General features: G+C 68.6%; 16 protein-coding genes. 12 read left to right on the top strand and 4 right to left on the bottom strand.

Annotated features, from left to right (window positions below):
- Positions 1-68 precede the first annotated feature (68 nt).
- The 5 genes from NE2_RS03260 (at position 69) to NE2_RS03240 (ending at position 4821) form a co-directional block, all read left to right on the top strand.
- The gene (locus tag NE2_RS03260; RefSeq protein WP_082857009.1) at positions 69-1466 is read left to right on the top strand and encodes a sensor histidine kinase; all 1398 of its coding nucleotides are present in this window, start codon (positions 69-71) and stop codon (positions 1464-1466) included.
- Positions 1467-1660: 194 nt separating this feature from the next.
- Positions 1661-3205, top strand: a complete 1545-nt coding sequence (locus NE2_RS03255) for a trypsin-like peptidase domain-containing protein (RefSeq protein ID WP_084493730.1) — start codon at positions 1661-1663, stop codon at positions 3203-3205.
- Between the two features lie 98 nt (positions 3206-3303).
- Positions 3304-3798 (top strand): MogA/MoaB family molybdenum cofactor biosynthesis protein, encoded by a 495-nt coding sequence (locus NE2_RS03250; protein ID WP_081879443.1) that lies wholly within the window; start codon positions 3304-3306, stop codon positions 3796-3798.
- Between the two features lie 7 nt (positions 3799-3805).
- Entirely contained in the window at positions 3806-4027 is a 222-nt protein-coding gene (locus NE2_RS03245; RefSeq protein WP_063023714.1) for a hypothetical protein, read from the top strand.
- A gap of 107 nt (positions 4028-4134) precedes the next feature.
- Complete coding sequence (locus tag NE2_RS03240; RefSeq protein ID WP_063023712.1) at positions 4135-4821, top strand: MspA family porin; 687 nt, start codon at positions 4135-4137, stop codon at positions 4819-4821.
- Positions 4822-4860: 39 nt separating this feature from the next.
- Here NE2_RS03240 and mscL read toward each other — a convergent pair whose 3' ends face one another.
- The 4 genes from mscL to NE2_RS03225 all read right to left on the bottom strand — a co-directional run bounded on the left by mscL (position 4861) and on the right by NE2_RS03225 (position 7442).
- Complete coding sequence (mscL, locus tag NE2_RS03235; RefSeq protein WP_063023710.1) at positions 4861-5268, bottom strand: large conductance mechanosensitive channel protein MscL; 408 nt, start codon at positions 5266-5268, stop codon at positions 4861-4863.
- Positions 5269-5412: 144 nt separating this feature from the next.
- The gene (locus NE2_RS03230; protein ID WP_084493728.1) at positions 5413-6147 is read right to left on the bottom strand and encodes an SAF domain-containing protein; all 735 of its coding nucleotides are present in this window, start codon (positions 6145-6147) and stop codon (positions 5413-5415) included.
- A gap of 158 nt (positions 6148-6305) precedes the next feature.
- Positions 6306-6626: an FmdB family zinc ribbon protein gene (locus tag NE2_RS34695; protein WP_081879444.1), complete on the bottom strand. Its 321-nt coding sequence runs from the start codon at positions 6624-6626 to the stop codon at positions 6306-6308.
- 120 nt (positions 6627-6746) lie between these two features.
- Positions 6747-7442 (bottom strand): 5-formyltetrahydrofolate cyclo-ligase, encoded by a 696-nt coding sequence (locus tag NE2_RS03225; protein ID WP_063023708.1) that lies wholly within the window; start codon positions 7440-7442, stop codon positions 6747-6749.
- A gap of 292 nt (positions 7443-7734) precedes the next feature.
- On the opposite strand from NE2_RS03225, the gene NE2_RS03220 reads away from it, so the two are divergent.
- From NE2_RS03220 to NE2_RS03190, 7 genes are all read left to right on the top strand, one after another.
- Positions 7735-8688, top strand: coding sequence for a UTP--glucose-1-phosphate uridylyltransferase (locus tag NE2_RS03220; protein ID WP_063023706.1), 954 nt, complete (start codon positions 7735-7737; stop codon positions 8686-8688).
- A 68-nt stretch (positions 8689-8756) separates the two neighbouring features.
- Positions 8757-10010, top strand: coding sequence for a molybdotransferase-like divisome protein Glp (glp, locus tag NE2_RS03215; RefSeq protein WP_030515109.1), 1254 nt, complete (start codon positions 8757-8759; stop codon positions 10008-10010).
- Between the two features lie 9 nt (positions 10011-10019).
- The gene (locus NE2_RS03210; protein WP_030515110.1) at positions 10020-10670 is read left to right on the top strand and encodes a GNAT family N-acetyltransferase; all 651 of its coding nucleotides are present in this window, start codon (positions 10020-10022) and stop codon (positions 10668-10670) included.
- Positions 10671-10900: 230 nt separating this feature from the next.
- On the top strand, positions 10901-12109 hold the full coding sequence (sepX, locus tag NE2_RS03205) for a divisome protein SepX/GlpR (RefSeq protein WP_063023704.1): 1209 nt from the start codon (positions 10901-10903) through the stop codon (positions 12107-12109).
- A gap of 499 nt (positions 12110-12608) precedes the next feature.
- Complete coding sequence (locus NE2_RS03200) at positions 12609-13574, top strand: ferritin family protein (RefSeq protein WP_063023702.1); 966 nt, start codon at positions 12609-12611, stop codon at positions 13572-13574.
- Positions 13575-13598: 24 nt separating this feature from the next.
- A complete protein-coding gene (locus NE2_RS03195; RefSeq protein WP_063023700.1) occupies positions 13599-13856 on the top strand; it encodes an acyl carrier protein in 258 nt (85 codons plus the stop codon).
- On the top strand, positions 13853-15484 hold the full coding sequence (locus NE2_RS03190) for an AMP-binding protein (RefSeq protein ID WP_063023698.1): 1632 nt from the start codon (positions 13853-13855) through the stop codon (positions 15482-15484). Before NE2_RS03195 ends, NE2_RS03190 begins: the two co-directional genes overlap by 4 nt.
- The last annotated feature ends 2 nt before the right edge of the window (positions 15485-15486 follow it).

The raw sequence follows: 15486 nt of genomic DNA, 5'->3' as shown, positions 1-15486 counted from the left end.
CTCATCCTGGGCACGGCGGCCGCCCCGATCGTGTGGCTCGGCTGGGGCCGCGCCCCGATCCGCACGAGATGCGCCCGCCGATGCCGCTGACCCGCTCGGTGTCGCTGCGCTGGCGGGTGACCCTGCTGGCCGCCTCGGTGGTGGCGATCGCCGTCGCGGTGACCTCGATCGCCGCCTACGCACTGGTCGCCCGCGCCCTGTACGCCGATGTGGACAGTCAGTTGCGCAGCCGCTCGGAGGTGATGGTCAAGAACAACATCGACCTGCAGGGCTTCCAGGCGATCATCATGTTCAGCAGCCTGTACTCCAACGATATCGGCATCGCGCTGATCTATCCCGACGTCGATGTGCCCTATGCCCCGCCGCAACCGATGGATCCGCCGATCGGCCCGGCCGAGATGGCGGTGGCGCACGGTAAGGCCGACGTCTCGCTCCGGACCGCGAACAATCAGCGCGTACTCGCCCGGCGCACGAAATCCGGTGCGACACTGGTTATTTCACGGTCGTTGGAACCCACCCGTGAAGTGCTCGACCGGCTCGCGTGGCTGCTGTTCACGATCGGCGGCTGTGGCGTGCTGGTCGCCGGGGCCGCCGGTGCGACGGTCGGGCGGACCGGGCTGCGGCCCATCGCGCGATTGACCGCGGCCACCGAACGCGTCGCGCGCACCGACGATCTGGCGCCGATTCCGGTCACCGGTGACGACGAACTGGCGCGGCTCACCGAGAGTTTCAATCTGATGTTGCGGGCGCTCGCCGAATCTCGCGACCGGCAACGGCGGCTGGTCGCTGACGCCGGACACGAACTGCGCACGCCGCTGACCTCGCTGCGCACCAATATGGAACTGCTCATCGCCTCCTCACGCCCGGACGCACCGCCGATTCCCGAGGAGGATATGGCCGGGCTGCGCGCGGATGTGATCGCCCAGATCGAGGAGTTGTCCACGCTGGTCGGTGACCTGGTGGACCTGGCTCGCGAGGACGCGCCCGAAACCGTCTACGAGCGGGTCGATCTCGGTGAAGTGGCCGAGCGCGCGCTGGAACGGGTGCGGCGGCGGCGCGTGGACGTCGAATTCTCGGCGCAGCTGCGGCCGTGGTTCGTCTACGGCCACGACGCCGGACTCGAGCGGGCCATCCTCAACGTGCTCGACAACGCGGCGAAGTGGAGTCCGCCGGAGGCGCAGGTCGTCCTGACCATGCGCGAAACCGGGCCGGGACTCATGGAGATCGCGATCGACGATGCCGGGCCGGGCATTCCGCCGGAGGAACGGGAACTGGTCTTCGAACGCTTCTACCGCACCACGGCGTCGCGATCGATGCCTGGATCCGGACTGGGGCTGGCCATCGTGAAGCAGGTGGTGTCCAAGCACGGCGGCACGATCACCGTGGACACCTCCGAACGCGGTGGCACGCTGGTGCGGATCGTCCTTCCCGGCGAACCGCCGACCGCCGCCGATCGCCGGGAGTGATCAGCGGCGATCCGGAATCGATGGGCGCGCGTGGGGCCGCCCCATAAACTGGCACGCATGCGTACCGTCCCGCGGAAACCCGGCTGCGGCGGCCGGATACGGCAGGGAGTCACGGAGAACTGAAAGCACGGTCTCAGTCCGCTCTCAGTCGCTGTCACCAGGCTGGGCGACAGACTCGAGGAGAAACGAGAAATATGACCGAGGATTCGAGGGACAGGCGCGACGAGCCGACCGGTTCGACTCCCCAGTCGGGAGGGCCCGAGCCGACGTCGCCGTCGAGTGGGGCTCAGCCCGCTTCGCCGGAGGGGGATGCCGGAAACGCGTCGCGCGGGTGGGGGCAACCGTCGCAGTGGGCAGGGCCGTCGTCGCAGGCAGGTGCCGAAGCCGGTGCGCAGTCGCCGGGACCGGCCGGTCCGAGTGGGGGACCGCAGGAACAGCCCGGCGCGCACACCGCGCCGATGCCGCCGTACAACCCGTACGCCGCGACGGGCCACACGTCGGGTCAGGGCTATCAGCAGCCCGGCTCGTACCCCTCCGGTACGCCCTACGCCGCCACCGGCGAACATCGCGCGGGCGAACCGTATCCCCCCGGCGCCGATCCCACCGGTGTCCACGCCGGGACACCTCGCCGCCGCGGCCGGGCGGGGCTGCTCGCCGGCGCCGTCGTGCTGGCGCTCGTCGCGGGTGGTATCGGCGGTGCGGTCGGCACCCTCGTCACGCGCTCGGACAACAACAACGCGCCGGTCAACAATGCCCTGAACGCGCCCGCTCCGGTCGATCCGGCCTCGGCGAGCGCGCCGCCCGGATCCGTCCCCGCGGTCGCGCAGAAGGTCCTCCCCAGCGTGGTGATGATCCGCGTCGCGGGCGCCCGCGCGGAGGGCGAGGGCTCGGGTGTGGTGCTGTCCTCGGACGGGCTGATCCTCACCAACAACCATGTCGCCAGCGGTGCCGGTCCCAACGCGAAGATGGAGGTCGCCTTCCAGGACGGCAGTACCGCCAATGCCTCGGTCGTCGGTGTCGACCCGGTGTCGGATCTGGCCGTCATCAAGGCGGCCGGCAAGACCAACCTGACGCCGATCGAACTGGGCACCTCGCGCAACCTCATGGTCGGCCAGCCCGTGGTGGCGGTCGGCTCGCCGCTGGGCCTGGCCGGAACCGTCACCACCGGTATCGTGTCGGCGCTCAGCCGCCCGGTGTCGACCAGTGGTGAGGCCGGCTCACAGGGCACGGTCATCTCCGCGATCCAGACCGATGCCGCGATCAACCCCGGTAATTCCGGTGGCGCGCTGGTCGATACGAACGGCAAGCTGATCGGCATCAACACCGCGATCGCCACACTCGGGGCCTCCGAGATGCCCGGTTCGCAGAGCGGATCGATCGGTCTGGGCTTCGCGATTCCGGTCGATCAGGCCCGTCGCGTGGCCGACGAACTGACCAAGTCCGGTCACGCCACCTATGCTCAGATCGGGATCTCGGTGCGCGCGCAGGACGACGTCAACGGCGCCCGGGTTCTGGACGTGACACCCGACGGTCCGGCCGCCAAGGCGGGCATCCCGTCGGGCGCGATCGTCACCCGCGTCGATGATCAGGTCATCGACTCGGGCAATTCGCTGATCGCCGCCGTGCGGTCGCACCAACCAGGTGACAAGGTGAAGGTCACCTACACCGATCCACAGGGACAGAATCCGAAAACCGTCGAGGTGACCCTCGGCGCCGCACCGGCGGAGGGTGGCCGATGATCCGTGAACCGCGTCCTTTGACAGTGCTCCCGACACCCGACGCCGACGAGCCCGGGGGACCGGAGTGGTTGTCGCCCACGGACGCTACGGTGAGCAACATGGAAATCGATGCTCCCGTGGCGGGCCGGGCACTTGTTGTGGTCGTCGACGATCGAACCGCGCATGGCGGGGTGGACTCGCTGGGCCCGCTGGTGACCGAATTGCTCACCGAATTCGGCTTCCTCGTGGATGCCACGGTGTCGGTGGCCGGTGACGAGATCGAGATTCGCAATGCCCTCAACACCGCCGTCATCGGCGGGGTCGACCTGGTGATCTCCGTGGGCGGCACCGGTATGTCGCCGCGGGATGTCACCCCGGAGGCGACCCTGGAGGTGCTCGATCGCGAACTGCCCGGAATCAGCGAGGCTCTGCGCGCCTCCGGACTCGCGGCCGGTTCGCTCGACGCCGGTCTGTCTCGTGGTCTGGCCGGCGTCTCGGGCAGCACCCTGGTCGTCAACCTGCCCGGCACGCGCGACGCCGTCCGCGACGGCATGGCCACGCTCGGTCCGCTGGTGAGCCGGGTCGTCGACGAACTGTCCGGATTGGCGGAATAATCGCGGTATGACCGACCGGCCGGCGGGGGCGCAGCGCCCGGACGATTCGCACTCCGCGGAACGCCCGGCGAAGGGGCGCACCCGTTCGGCCGCCGAGTCCGCGCGCCTGGCGCGGATCTTCGGCGAGACGCTGCCGCGCACCAGCAGCGACGAGCGCGCCCCCGACGGTGAGTTGCCCCGCTCCGGGGACGACTGGCTGCGCGCGCAGGTCCCGCCACATCACGGATAATCGGACTCTGTGGTGTCTCGGATGCCGAGGCATGTCACCGTCTCCTGTCGGCAGCTGTGAATCTCGACGTTCATCGCGGCCGACCGCAAGAACCTGATGAGAGAAATATGAATACGAACGGTCGGGTCTGGGGTGCGCGCATCGCCGGCATCGGTGCCGTGGCGACCGCCGCGCTCGGCCTGTTCTCCACCGGCGCCGCCAATGCCGGCACCTTCGTCCCGCTGCCCGGCGGCGACCTGTCCAAGACGCTGTCCGACGGCACCGTCGTGCATGTCCGGCTGGACGGCGAATCCGCGACCATCGATCCGGCGATCGTTGTCCCGGCGGTGCACCGTACTGCCCGGGTCTCGGGTAGCGCCCATGTCGAACTGTCCGGCGCCACCACCGTCGTGGGCGGCAGCATCTACCCCGGGTACACCGTGGGCTGCCAGGTCGACATTTCCGGTGTAGGCGTCGACGGTGGTCCCGGCGCGAGCATGGATTGGAGCGACGGCGAGAACGCCAAGCCGGATGCCGGCGGAAATGTCGGCGGCAACCTGATTCTCGCGCCTGGCCAGGCGAAGTCGTTCTATGTCCTAGACATCGAGGAGAAGGACGACGTCGGCCAGGATGTGCACAAGCCCCGCAACAAGTTCCGGGGTGACAGCGGTTCGGTGGCCTGGACCGACGAAACCATCGGCCTGACCGGATGTGGCGGTGACGCGCAGGCGCGCGCATTCGTCAGCGTCGAGGTCGAGACCGACAACGTCATCTCATGGGTGACGCTGTGGGGCGATCCGTTCAGCCTGGGCTGAGCCCGAGCCGGATCCACCTGGCGGCCTGCGGATTCGATCTCAGAACTCGTGCCGGCCGCCGGCGCTCTTGCTGCTCTCCGAGAGCAGATCGCGGATCTCGGCGAGCAATGCGACCTCGGTCATCACCGCTTCCTTCTCGGTGCCGAATCGCTTCATCAGGCGGCCCGCCGGCAGGATCAGGATGAAGTACAAAATCGCCGCGATGAGAATGAAGTTGACCACGGCGGTGACGATCGGGCCGAGTGCGATGAACGTGGACGGCTTACTGGAATCCAGATAGAAGCCCCAGCCGTGTTCGTTCGCGCCGCCGAACAATTCCAAGAGGGGATTGACGATTCCGTTCACGATGGCGGTGACGACCGCGGTGAACGCGGTACCGATGACCACCGCAACCGCCAGATCGATCACGTTCCCGCGGAGCAGGAAATCCCTGAAACCCTTCAGCATTGCGGCTCCTGTCTCATCCGGCGTGCCCCCGCCTCGCCGTTCGGTCTGGTCGTGGCATCCGATGCGATCGCTTTCCGCTATCGAATGAGGTACTCGGGATGCTAACGGACAGTTACGGCAAATGCTTGGCGAACACAGCGAACATCAGTGAAACACCACGGTCAGCGCCGTCTGCAACGAGGCGGCCGCGACGGTGGTCGCATGGCCCGGATCGAGTGCCAGCAGCACGATTCGTTCGGGGGCGGCGCGGGTCCGGGAGCCCGCGTCGGCGGCGCCGGAGATCAAGACCACCGCGGCATCGGTGGCGAGGGTGTGCGCGGACGGTGAACGCCCCCGTGGCGCAACCGTATCCGGATCGCCGTGGCCGCCGGTCTCTTCCGCGGCGACCACGTCCACCCGGTCGCCGGACCGAAGAATATCGGCAATTGCGTTGTCCGCCAATCGCATCGGCACGATCCGGGCATTCGGCACACCGGTCGCCGCGGCTGCCAGCCGCGGGCCGACGATCCGGAGATCGGTCAGTATTTCCCCGGCGTGCACGGCGCCGGTGGAGGTCGCGCCGAGCAGTTTCGCGGGATCGGTGACGGCACCGTCCGGTATCGCGTCGGGTGGCAGGTCCGCGCGCCGCAGATCCGCGGGGGACAGCACCTGCCCGGGCGCCACATCCCGCGCCGCGACGACGACCGCCGTGCGGTGTCCGGCGGGGTCGCCGCGTAGGGCGACGACGGCCGCGGCGGCGGCCAGTCCGACCGCCGACAGTCGCCGTATCAGAGTCAGGTCGAGCCAGGGCGGCCGCATCCGCGACAGGAATTCGGTGCCGCGAGCACGGCCGAGATCGGTATCGAGGGGGCGTAGACGATCGAATCGCAAGGTCCGCATGCCTGCCACCGTAGGGGCCGCAGCCGCTCGGTCATCCCGGAAAAGAGCAGGTCAGAACTTCTCTGTGGATAACGAAGAGGTTGTGGACAACCGGAGACCGGCGCGGACAGAAGACAATGGCCGCACCGGGCGGTCGGTGGCCGCCGGTGCGGGCCGGGTCAGGCGACGGCGGTGCTGGTCGACGAGGAGCTCGACGACGAACCCGAGCTGCTCGACGAGCCGGCCGAGCTGCTCGAGGCGGACGAATCGCTCGACTTGGATTCGCTCGACTTCGCGGCGGGCTCACTGGCCGACGAGGAGCCGTTGCGGCTGTCGGTGCGGTAGAAGCCGCTGCCCTTGAAGACGATGCCGACCGAGTTGAACAGCTTGCGCAGCTTGCCGTTGCACTTCTCGCAGGTGGTCAGGGCGTCATCGGAGAACGACTGCACGATGTCGAACTTGTCGCCACACTGCGTGCACTGATACGAGTAAGTAGGCACCTGCGAACCTCCACGGTTTTCGTCTTTTAGCACTCTACAGCCGACAGTGCCAACAGTGCCAATCCGGTATTGATTCCCATGGTGCCGGTGCGGCCGGGCGTCGGCGCGGTGGTCTCGCTCTCACCGTGGCACGGGGCGGACGTCGATCCGGCGATCGTCCGCGTCGAGCGTGCACAGCCCGTCCTCCGGCAGCAAGGCCCACCCCATCCGCCGATCGTGGGGTTCCTCCGGCAACACATCCAGCAGTTCCGAGTCCCGGACGACGGCCACCAGGCGTGCGTCCGGTCGCGCCCCGGGCAGTGTCCGGTCGTAGTAGCCGGCACCTCGTCCCAGCCGCACGCCGCGCCGATCGACGGCGAGCGCCGGTATCACGATCACCTCCGGCCACTCGATCGCCGCCACGCCCAGCGGCGGTCCCTCGGGCTCGAGCAGGCCGTAGCGGGCGCGCCGCAGCCCCTCGATTCCGGTGTACTCCGCCCAGTCCAGTGGTCCGGGCGGTCCGGTCACGGGGACCATCACCCGAGCCCCCGCGGCCCGCAGCGCGTCGAGCATCGCCACCGAACCGGGTTCACCCGCGACCGGGAGATACCCGGCCACCCACTCCGAGCGCGGAGCACCCGAGCCGGATCCGCTCGCCGGGCGGCACCGCTCGCCACCGGACCCATCGATACGCGACCGGTCGATGTCCAGTACCCGCGTCACGGAACGGGCCAGGGCGTCGGCCTCCGCGGCCCTGACCTCCGGCGGCACCGCCGCCCGGGCGGCCAGCAATTCCGCTCGCCACCGCCCCTTGTCCCGCTGACCGGCGATCTCCACAGGCTCACCCTAGGTGGGCGAACGGTGAGTTTGCCCGCTCCCGTGTTTCCAGGTGCCCTCGGCGGGGAATCGCTGACCCGACGCGGTATCGCGAACATGCTGGTAACGCAGTGAAACCATGGTTGCGGCCGGTTCCCCGACGGGTAGTCGCGGGGGCCGGCGGCGGACCTCGGCGGGGTTGCTGCCGCACCGTTTCGGTGCGACGGCGCCGCCGCGGCCGCCTAGGCTTCCCAGATGCCGGGCCGGTGTTGAGCCGGTCCGACGACAAGAGCGATGGATAGGGTGTGCACTTATGACAGCTGACGCCGGATCGGACGCGACGCAGGCCGTGCGTTCCTGCTTCCGTACCGCGGTGGTCCCCGCGGCCGGACTCGGGACACGGTTCCTGCCCGCGACCAAGACCGTGCCGAAAGAGCTGCTGCCGGTGGTGGACACGCCCGGTATCGAATTGGTGGCCGCCGAGGCCGCCGGATCGGGCGCCGAGCGGCTGGTCATCGTGACCTCGCCCGGTAAGGACGGGGTCGTCGCCCACTTCGTCGAGGACCTGGTGCTGGAGAGCACGCTCGCCGAGCGCGGGAAGTTCCAGCTGCTGGAAAAGGTGCGCAAGGCCCCGGGCCTGCTCGATGTGACCTCGGTCGTGCAGGACGAGCCGCTCGGGCTGGGCCACGCCGTCGCCCAGGCCGAGCAGGCGCTCGACCCCGACGAGGACGCCATCGCGGTGCTGCTGCCCGACGATCTGGTGCTGCCCTGCGGCGTCCTCGACGTGATGAGCCGCGTGCGCCGCAAACGCGGCGGCACGGTGCTGTGCGCGATCGACGTCCCGAAGCAGGAGGTCAGCGCCTACGGCGTCTTCGACGTGGAGCCGGTGACCGACAGTACGAACCCCGACGTGCTGCGCGTGGTCGGCATGGTGGAGAAGCCGGCGCTCGAGGAGGCGCCGTCGACCTTCACCGCCGCGGGCCGGTATCTGCTCGATCGCGCGATCTTCGACGCGCTGCGCCGCATCGAGCCGGGTGCGGGCGGTGAGCTGCAGCTCACCGACGCCGTATCGCTGCTGATCGCGGAGGGACATCCGGTACATGTCGTTGTCCACCGTGGGTCGCGCCACGACCTCGGCAACCCTGGCGGTTATCTTCGTGCTGCGGTCGATTTCGCTTTGGAGCGAGACGAATACGGCCCCGCCTTGCGCGAGTGGTTGCAGCGTCGGCTTGCTCCGGATTGGAACCCGCAGCTGATCTCGTCGTGACGACGGGGTCGGCCGGGTCCCGTCACCGCGGGACCGGGTGATCAGTCGGAGTAAAGGGGAAGGGCGGCATGCGCTCGGTTGAGGACCAGCAGATCAAGGTGACCGCGGCGGCCGTGGCCCCGCGGCCGGTCCGGGTCGCGATCTCCGAGGCTCAGGGTCTGCTGTGTGCCGAGGATGTGGTCACCGAGCGTCCGCTGCCCGGATTCGATCAGGCCGCCATCGACGGTTATGCCGTGCGCAGCGTGGACGTGCAGGGCGCCGGCGCCGACATCCGCACCGAGGACGGCGATCCCATCGAGCTGACGTTGCCGGTGGTCGGCGAGGTCGCGGCCGGTTCGCGCCAGCCGATCCGATTGCAGCCGCGGCAGTCGGTGCGCATCGATACCGGCGCGCCGCTGCCGACCCTCGCCGACGCCGTGCTGCCGCTGGATTTCACCGACGGTGGCCGGGCCCGGATCAAGATCTACGAGCCGGTTCGCTCCGGCGATTATGTGCGGCGCATCGGTGACGACGTGCAACCCGGCGATATCGCGGTCCGGGCGGGCACCATCATCGGCGCGGCGCAGGTCGGCCTGCTGGCGGCGGTCGGCCGGGACAAGGTGCTGGTGCATCCCCGGCCGCGGCTGTCGGTGATCTCGATCGGTGGCGAGCTGGTCGACATCGATCGCACGCCCGGTCCGGGACAGGTCTACGACGTGAACTCCTACGCGCTCGCCGCCGCCGCCCGCGACGCCGGCGCCGATGTGAATCGGGTCGGCATCGTCAGCGCCGATCCCAAGCGCCTGCGTGATGTGGTCGAGGGACAGCTCGTGCGTTCGGAGGTCGTCGTGATCGCGGGTGCGGTCGGCGGCTGGGCCTCCGAGCAGATCCGTGAGGCCCTGGAGGGGCTGGGTGAGCTGACCATCGACCGGGTGGCCATGCATCCGGGCTCGGTACAGGGCTTCGGCCGGCTCGGCCGCGACGAGGTGCCGACCTTCCTCCTCCCGTCGAATCCCGTTGGCGCCCTGGTCGTTTTCGAGATCATGGTGCGGCCGCTGATCCGGATCGCGCTGGGCCGCCGGCATCCGATGCGCCGCGTGGTGCGGGCCCGCACGATCATGCCGATCACCTCGATGGAGGGCCGCCGCGGATATCTGCGCGCCCAACTGATGCGCGACGAGCAGACCGGTGAATACCTGGTGCAGCCGCTGGGTGTGAACGGCTCGTCGCATCTGCTCTCGACCCTGGCCGAGGCCAACAGCCTGATCGTCATCGACCCGGAGGTCACCGATATTCGCACCGGTGACGAGGTCCAGGTCGCATTTCTCGCACAGCGCGGGTGATCTGTGGACATGAACGTATTCCGGGCCGCCCAGCATCCGGGCTGGCCCGCACATCTCGGTCCGGTTCGAGTCGCGGGTGGGCGGGTGACCCTGCGCCCGATCCGGCTGCGAGACGCGGCCGCCTGGTCGCGAATCCGCCTGCGCGACCGCGAACATCTGGAGCCGTGGGAGCCGACCGGCCGGGGTAGCTGGGAGGCGCGCAATCACGCCTCCAACTGGCCCTCGCTGTGGTCGAGTCTGAAGGCCGAGGCGCGCCGGGGGGCGATGGTGCCGTTGGTGATCGAGGTGGACGGATCCTTCGGCGGCCAGCTGACCATCGGCAACATCGTGCGGGGTGCGTTGCGTTCGGCCTGGATCGGCTACTGGGTCGCCAAGGACGTCGGCGGCCAGGGTGTCGCCACCGCCGCGCTGGCGATGGGACTGGACCACTGCTTCGGGCCCGTGGGCCTGCACCGGGTGGAGGCGACGGTGCGGCCGGAGAATCTGGCCAGCCAGGCGGTACTGCGCAATGTGGGCTTCCGCGAGGAGGGCACCTTGCGGCGCTATCTGGACGTCGACGGCGCGTGGCGCGACCATCTGCTGGTCGCGATGACCGTCGAGGAGGTGTCCGGCACGGTCGTCGATCGCCTCATCCGCTCGGGTCGTGCCACGCCGCCGTGAGCGGCCCGGTCGCGCGGCGTTTTTCGGCGGCGACGCGCCCGGGCCTGGTGATGACCGCCTTGTGACGGGTGGGGCAGGTGTGGGCGGCGCGCCTGCGGGATATTCCTGTGACGCCGCATTAACCTACGGACGTCGGTGGTGCGTCCGGTGCCAGGACGAAACAGGTGGCGAGAACCTGCCCAGCGGTCGAGAAGGGACAGTGGTCAGGCGGGGACGGAGGTGGGAGCGCGATGCCGAATTCGATCTTGTGGATCGCGCTCGTCGTGCTCTGGGTCTTCGTGCTGTTCCCGATGCTGGCCGATCGGCATCCGCGGATCCGCCGCACCACGGACGTGGCCCTGGCAACCCGGGTGCTGCATCGAGGTGGCACCAGACGACGTGCGAAGAAAGGGCCGGCCACCGGGCATGAGACCGATCCGGACTGGGTGCCGACCCCTCGGCAGAAAAGGCTTTCCCACGGCGATGATGCGGAGGACCGGATGACGACATCGGCCGATGAGCCCGTCATCGAGGACGACCGGAACGCACCCGAGCGCGCCGAATCGGAGGTGACACGGGCCCACCGGAGCGCCGGTGATCCGCCCGGTCGCGCCGACGGGGGCGTGGAGCACGCCCGTGAAACCCCCGGCGACGCCGTCGATGCCGAGCCGGGCGACGAACGCGACGACTTCGGCGAAGTCGACGGCGACGGCGATCCCGCCGGAGACGCCCACGCCGACGATCCGGACGATGCCGAGGATGGTGAAGAGGCCGACGACGTCCCGGCCGCCGCCGAGACCGAGGATCGCCCGCAGGCGAGCATGGCCCGCATCCCACCCGCTCCGAACGCGGCTGTTCCGGCCCGGCGCGGCGATCTGGATCCGGACGACGAGCTCGATGATCTCGGCGACGGCGACGGCGCCGACGGCGAATCCGAATCGGCCGCACGCGATTTCGTCCCCTCCCGGCGTGGCCGCGGCGGGTTCGATCCGGAGGCCGACGCCATCGCGCGCGCGGCCCGGTATCGCTTCCGGCAGCGCACCGCACTCGGATTGATCCTGAGCACACTGCTTTTCGGTGCCTTCGCGATCGCCGTGAGCGCGACCCTGTGGTGGGGGTGTGCGCTTTCGGTGGTGGCCTTCGGGGGCTATCTGGCCTACCTGCGGCGGCAGGTGCGCTTCGAGGAGGACATCCGCCGCCGCCGCGCCGCACGGCTGTCCGGAGCGCGGCAGCGCCCCGCCGAGAACGCCGAAGCCGTTGCGCAGGAAAGGGTCCGGGCCGAGCGTCGTCCGGGGATGGATCGCGATGCCGCCCGCGCCCTGCGCCGGCGCGCGGTGGTGCTCGACGTCGATGACGAGGACCCGCTGTTCGACCATCTGGAACACTTCGACGCCGCCGCTGCCCGGGCCACCCGGAACCGGGCCGCGGGTGGTGAAATCCGCCGCGCCGCAGGCGAATAGGAGCCGGGTAGCCGGTCGCCGACGGCCGCCGCATCGTAGCCAGGAGCTGCGAGCGGCGGCCGTTTCGGTGTGTCCTGGCGTTTTTTCGCGGCTGGGGGCGGACGAATCGGCGCTCGTAGCTAACTCTCCGCATCTCATAGGGGAGGTGGGGTGTGGTGGGCTGTCAGCCGGAATGTGAAACGTCCGTGTCCACTCACCGGGAGTGCCGAGAAGGCGGCAAATTCATAGGTAACCTTTTGTCGCTGTGATCTCCCCGTTACGAGTGGCTCGCGAGCTATTTCCGGAGTAAGCTCGGGCACCGTGCAGAATCGCTGTCCACAAGATCGAAGGATTTAATCCTTCCGGTACGGATGCGTGGTCACGGGTATTGACACGCCGCAGCAGGTGAGGACGCTGCGCGTGGGGTAGCTGGGCGGTTGGAAGGGTTGATCGACGTGTATGAAAGCACTCTGCTATCGATTTTCACCGGCCTGCTCGCCTAACAGATCGAGAAATCGCGATGAACAATTCAACGGTCATCGACGAGATCGAGATCGATCTTGCCGAACGGGTAACCGCACTCGATCTCTATCGCCGCTGGGAAATGCAGCAATGGCAGGCGCAGAGCCTCGAATACGAGCGTGATGCCGAGGGTTGGACCCGGCTGCCGGCCTTCGCGCGGTTGCCGCTGCTGGCCACCCTGGCCCGCTTCCTCGTCGGCGAGACGACCGTGACCGAGACCCTGGCGCCGCTGGCCTACGCCGCGCCCGAGGTCGACTACAAGATGTATCTGGCCACCCAGCTGGCCGACGAGGCGCGCCACACCGTCTTCTTCCGGCGCTACCTCGCCTTTCTCTCCGAGACCCTCGGCAACGAGGAGTTATCGCAGGTCAGTGGCGTCGATCGGGTGGGTGACCTGTTCGAGAAGGCGCTCGTGGACGCGGTCGAGCGGGTGCGGGCAGACCCGGGCGACACCGCTGCCTGGTACGAGGGCGTGGTGGTCTACCACCTACTGGTCGAGGGTGCGGTGGCGATGACCGGCCTGCACACCGTGCTGGGAACCGTGCGGGCGCTGCCGCGCTTCGACATTCTGCGGACCGGCATCACGAATGTCGCCCGCGACGAATCGCGGCATATTTCCTTCGGTGTGCTGGCATTGCGCAACGGAGTACGCGGCGGACAGCGCGACCATATCGTCGCGATGATTCGCAAACATATTCCGGCGGCCGCCCGGACATTGGTCGATCCGGAAACGCGTGATCCATTTCCGCGATTGGTGCCGGTGTTGCGGAAACGCGCCGAAATACTTCAGGAGCAATGGGAATTCGCGGAGAGTTCTCTCGGCCGCAGAATGACGTCGATCGGAATTCCTTCGGACACAATTTCGGAACTCGCGGAGAATTGGCGGGAATCCTGTGCGGCAGCCGCGGGAGAATATGCCGATCTGCACGGGGAATCACATCCCATCACGTACCTCGTTCGATGAACACAAACAATTCGGGAGCATTTCGTGGACGAAAATGAAGTGCGCGACCAGGTACGGGAACTGGTCCGTCGGCACGCCCCCCAGCCTTCGCCGGAATTGGCCTCCGATGATGTGCTGGCCGAACAGCTGGGCTACGACTCGCTGGCCCTGATCGAACTCGCGCTCGGCCTGCAGGTGCGTTTCGGCATCGACGCCGGCGGCGATTCCGGTGCGACGAATGTGGTGACCGTCGGCGATATCGAGCAGATGGTGTGTGACGCGCTGCGAGCGAAACAGCCATGACCGGATTGCTCGACTGGCTGGCCTACGACGGCGAGGAACGAGGCTGGACCATCGCCGACAACGGCGACTGGCGCCGCGTCGCCTATCCCCGGTTGAGTGAACAGGTGCGGCGGGTGGCCGCGGCCTGTATCGAGGCCGGCGTACGTCCGGGTGCGGTGGTTTCCATCGTGGAATCGGCCCCGGAACGATTCATGACGAATTTCTTCGGCGTGCTGGCCGCGGGAGCCACTCCCAATCCGCTGGCGCCGCCGCTACCACTGCAGAACGAGTCGGCGTATCGGCAGCAACTGTCCGCATTGCTGGCCGCGGCCGCTCCCTCGGCGATCATCGTGGCGGAGGAACTCGCCGGAGTGGTTCATCCGGTGCTCGAATCCGTGGGCGGGGTCACGATTGTCGGCACGTCGAATGCGACTCCCGCCGTGACCGAACTGCCGGGGTGTGCGCCGGACCGCATCGGTTTGCTCCAATTCACCTCCGGCAGTAGCGGTTCGCCCAAAGCGGTCCGGGTATCGGTGGCGAATCTGGAGGCCAATTGCGCCGCGATCGACCGGTGGCTGGAGTTTCGCCCGACGGACCGGATCGCCACCTGGCTGCCGCCGTATCACGATATGGGCTTGATCGGCTGCATCATCACGCCGACCATTCTGAATCTGGACATTCAGGCCATGACGCCGATCGATTTCATTCGGGATCCGTTGTCGTGGCTGTCCTGTTTCGGCCGCGACGGCGCGACGATCACCGCGACGCCGAACTTCGCGCTGGCGTATCTGCTGCGAAAGATGACCGATGAGGCTTTGGCCGGAATGGATTTCGATCCCTGGCGAGTGATGATCGTGGGCGCCGAACGGATCGATCCGGCGATTCTGCGCGGATTCGCCGAGCGATTGGCGCCCTACGGATTCGATTCGCGCACACCGTGTCCCGCCTACGGGCTCGCCGAGGGCACGCTCGCGGTCTCCGGCCTACGGCCGTCGGAGCCGGTGCAGGCCGCCGCGGTGACACCCGAAACCGGCGCCGTGGACGGTCCGTTCGAGCTGATGTCGGCGCCGCTCGAGGACGGCCGGCGGTGGCTGGTCGGGTGTGGCGCACCGCTGGACGGAGTGACGGTGCGGACCGCAGCGACCGACGAATATGCCGGAGCGCCGGGCGAATTGATCGTCGGTGGCCCGAGTGTCGCTCGGGAATACCAGACGGCGGAGGGCACCCGCGATCTGTCGCGTGCCGAGGACGGTGCTCTGGCGACCGGTGATGCGGGGCTGCTGGTGGGTGGGCAGCTGTATCCGATCGGCCGGGTCGGCGACGCGGTGAAGGTGCGGGGCCGCACGATCTATGCCGAGGACATCGAGGCGGCCGTGGTGGAGGCCTTCGGTGTGCCCGCCAACCGAGTGGTCGCGCTGGCCGGCAACGCCTTCGGCGCCGCACGCGTCGCCGTGCTGGTCGAGGACAAGCCGGTCGAGGCCGTGCGGCTGCGGCAGGTCCTGGCCGGGCAGCTGGGAACGGATACGTCGCTGCGGTTGTTCATCGGCGACCGGGGACTCATCGCGCGCACCACCAGCGGTAAGCCGCGGCGGCGGGTGATGTGGAACCAGTTGCTGCAGGGCGAATTCGACGCCCTGGAGAGGAGTTGACG

This window comes from Nocardia elegans NBRC 108235, from assembly GCF_001612845.1.
Lineage (GTDB): Bacteria > Actinomycetota > Actinomycetes > Mycobacteriales > Mycobacteriaceae > Nocardia > Nocardia nova.
The sequence above is the reverse complement of the archived record's forward strand: the minus strand, read 5'-3'. Positions and strand labels throughout refer to the sequence as shown.

What these genes read in the sequence shown, in the direction of transcription:
- glp (WP_030515109.1), top strand. Translation starts at nt 8,757, where the DNA reads ATGCGCTCGGTTGAGGACCAGCAGATCAAGGTGACCGCGGCGGCCGTG.
- NE2_RS03250 (WP_081879443.1), top strand. Translation starts at nt 3,304, where the DNA reads ATGGAAATCGATGCTCCCGTGGCGGGCCGGGCACTTGTTGTGGTCGTC.
- NE2_RS03260 (WP_082857009.1), top strand. Translation starts at nt 69, where the DNA reads ATGCGCCCGCCGATGCCGCTGACCCGCTCGGTGTCGCTGCGCTGGCGG.
- NE2_RS03210 (WP_030515110.1), top strand. Translation starts at nt 10,020, where the DNA reads ATGAACGTATTCCGGGCCGCCCAGCATCCGGGCTGGCCCGCACATCTC.
- NE2_RS03190 (WP_063023698.1), top strand. Translation starts at nt 13,853, where the DNA reads ATGACCGGATTGCTCGACTGGCTGGCCTACGACGGCGAGGAACGAGGC.
- NE2_RS03220 (WP_063023706.1), top strand. Translation starts at nt 7,735, where the DNA reads ATGACAGCTGACGCCGGATCGGACGCGACGCAGGCCGTGCGTTCCTGC.
- mscL (WP_063023710.1), bottom strand. Translation starts at nt 5,268, where the DNA reads ATGCTGAAGGGTTTCAGGGATTTCCTGCTCCGCGGGAACGTGATCGAT.
- NE2_RS03240 (WP_063023712.1), top strand. Translation starts at nt 4,135, where the DNA reads ATGAATACGAACGGTCGGGTCTGGGGTGCGCGCATCGCCGGCATCGGT.
- sepX (WP_063023704.1), top strand. Translation starts at nt 10,901, where the DNA reads ATGCCGAATTCGATCTTGTGGATCGCGCTCGTCGTGCTCTGGGTCTTC.
- NE2_RS03230 (WP_084493728.1), bottom strand. Translation starts at nt 6,147, where the DNA reads ATGCGGACCTTGCGATTCGATCGTCTACGCCCCCTCGATACCGATCTC.
- NE2_RS03200 (WP_063023702.1), top strand. Translation starts at nt 12,609, where the DNA reads ATGAACAATTCAACGGTCATCGACGAGATCGAGATCGATCTTGCCGAA.
- NE2_RS03245 (WP_063023714.1), top strand. Translation starts at nt 3,806, where the DNA reads ATGACCGACCGGCCGGCGGGGGCGCAGCGCCCGGACGATTCGCACTCC.
- NE2_RS03255 (WP_084493730.1), top strand. Translation starts at nt 1,661, where the DNA reads ATGACCGAGGATTCGAGGGACAGGCGCGACGAGCCGACCGGTTCGACT.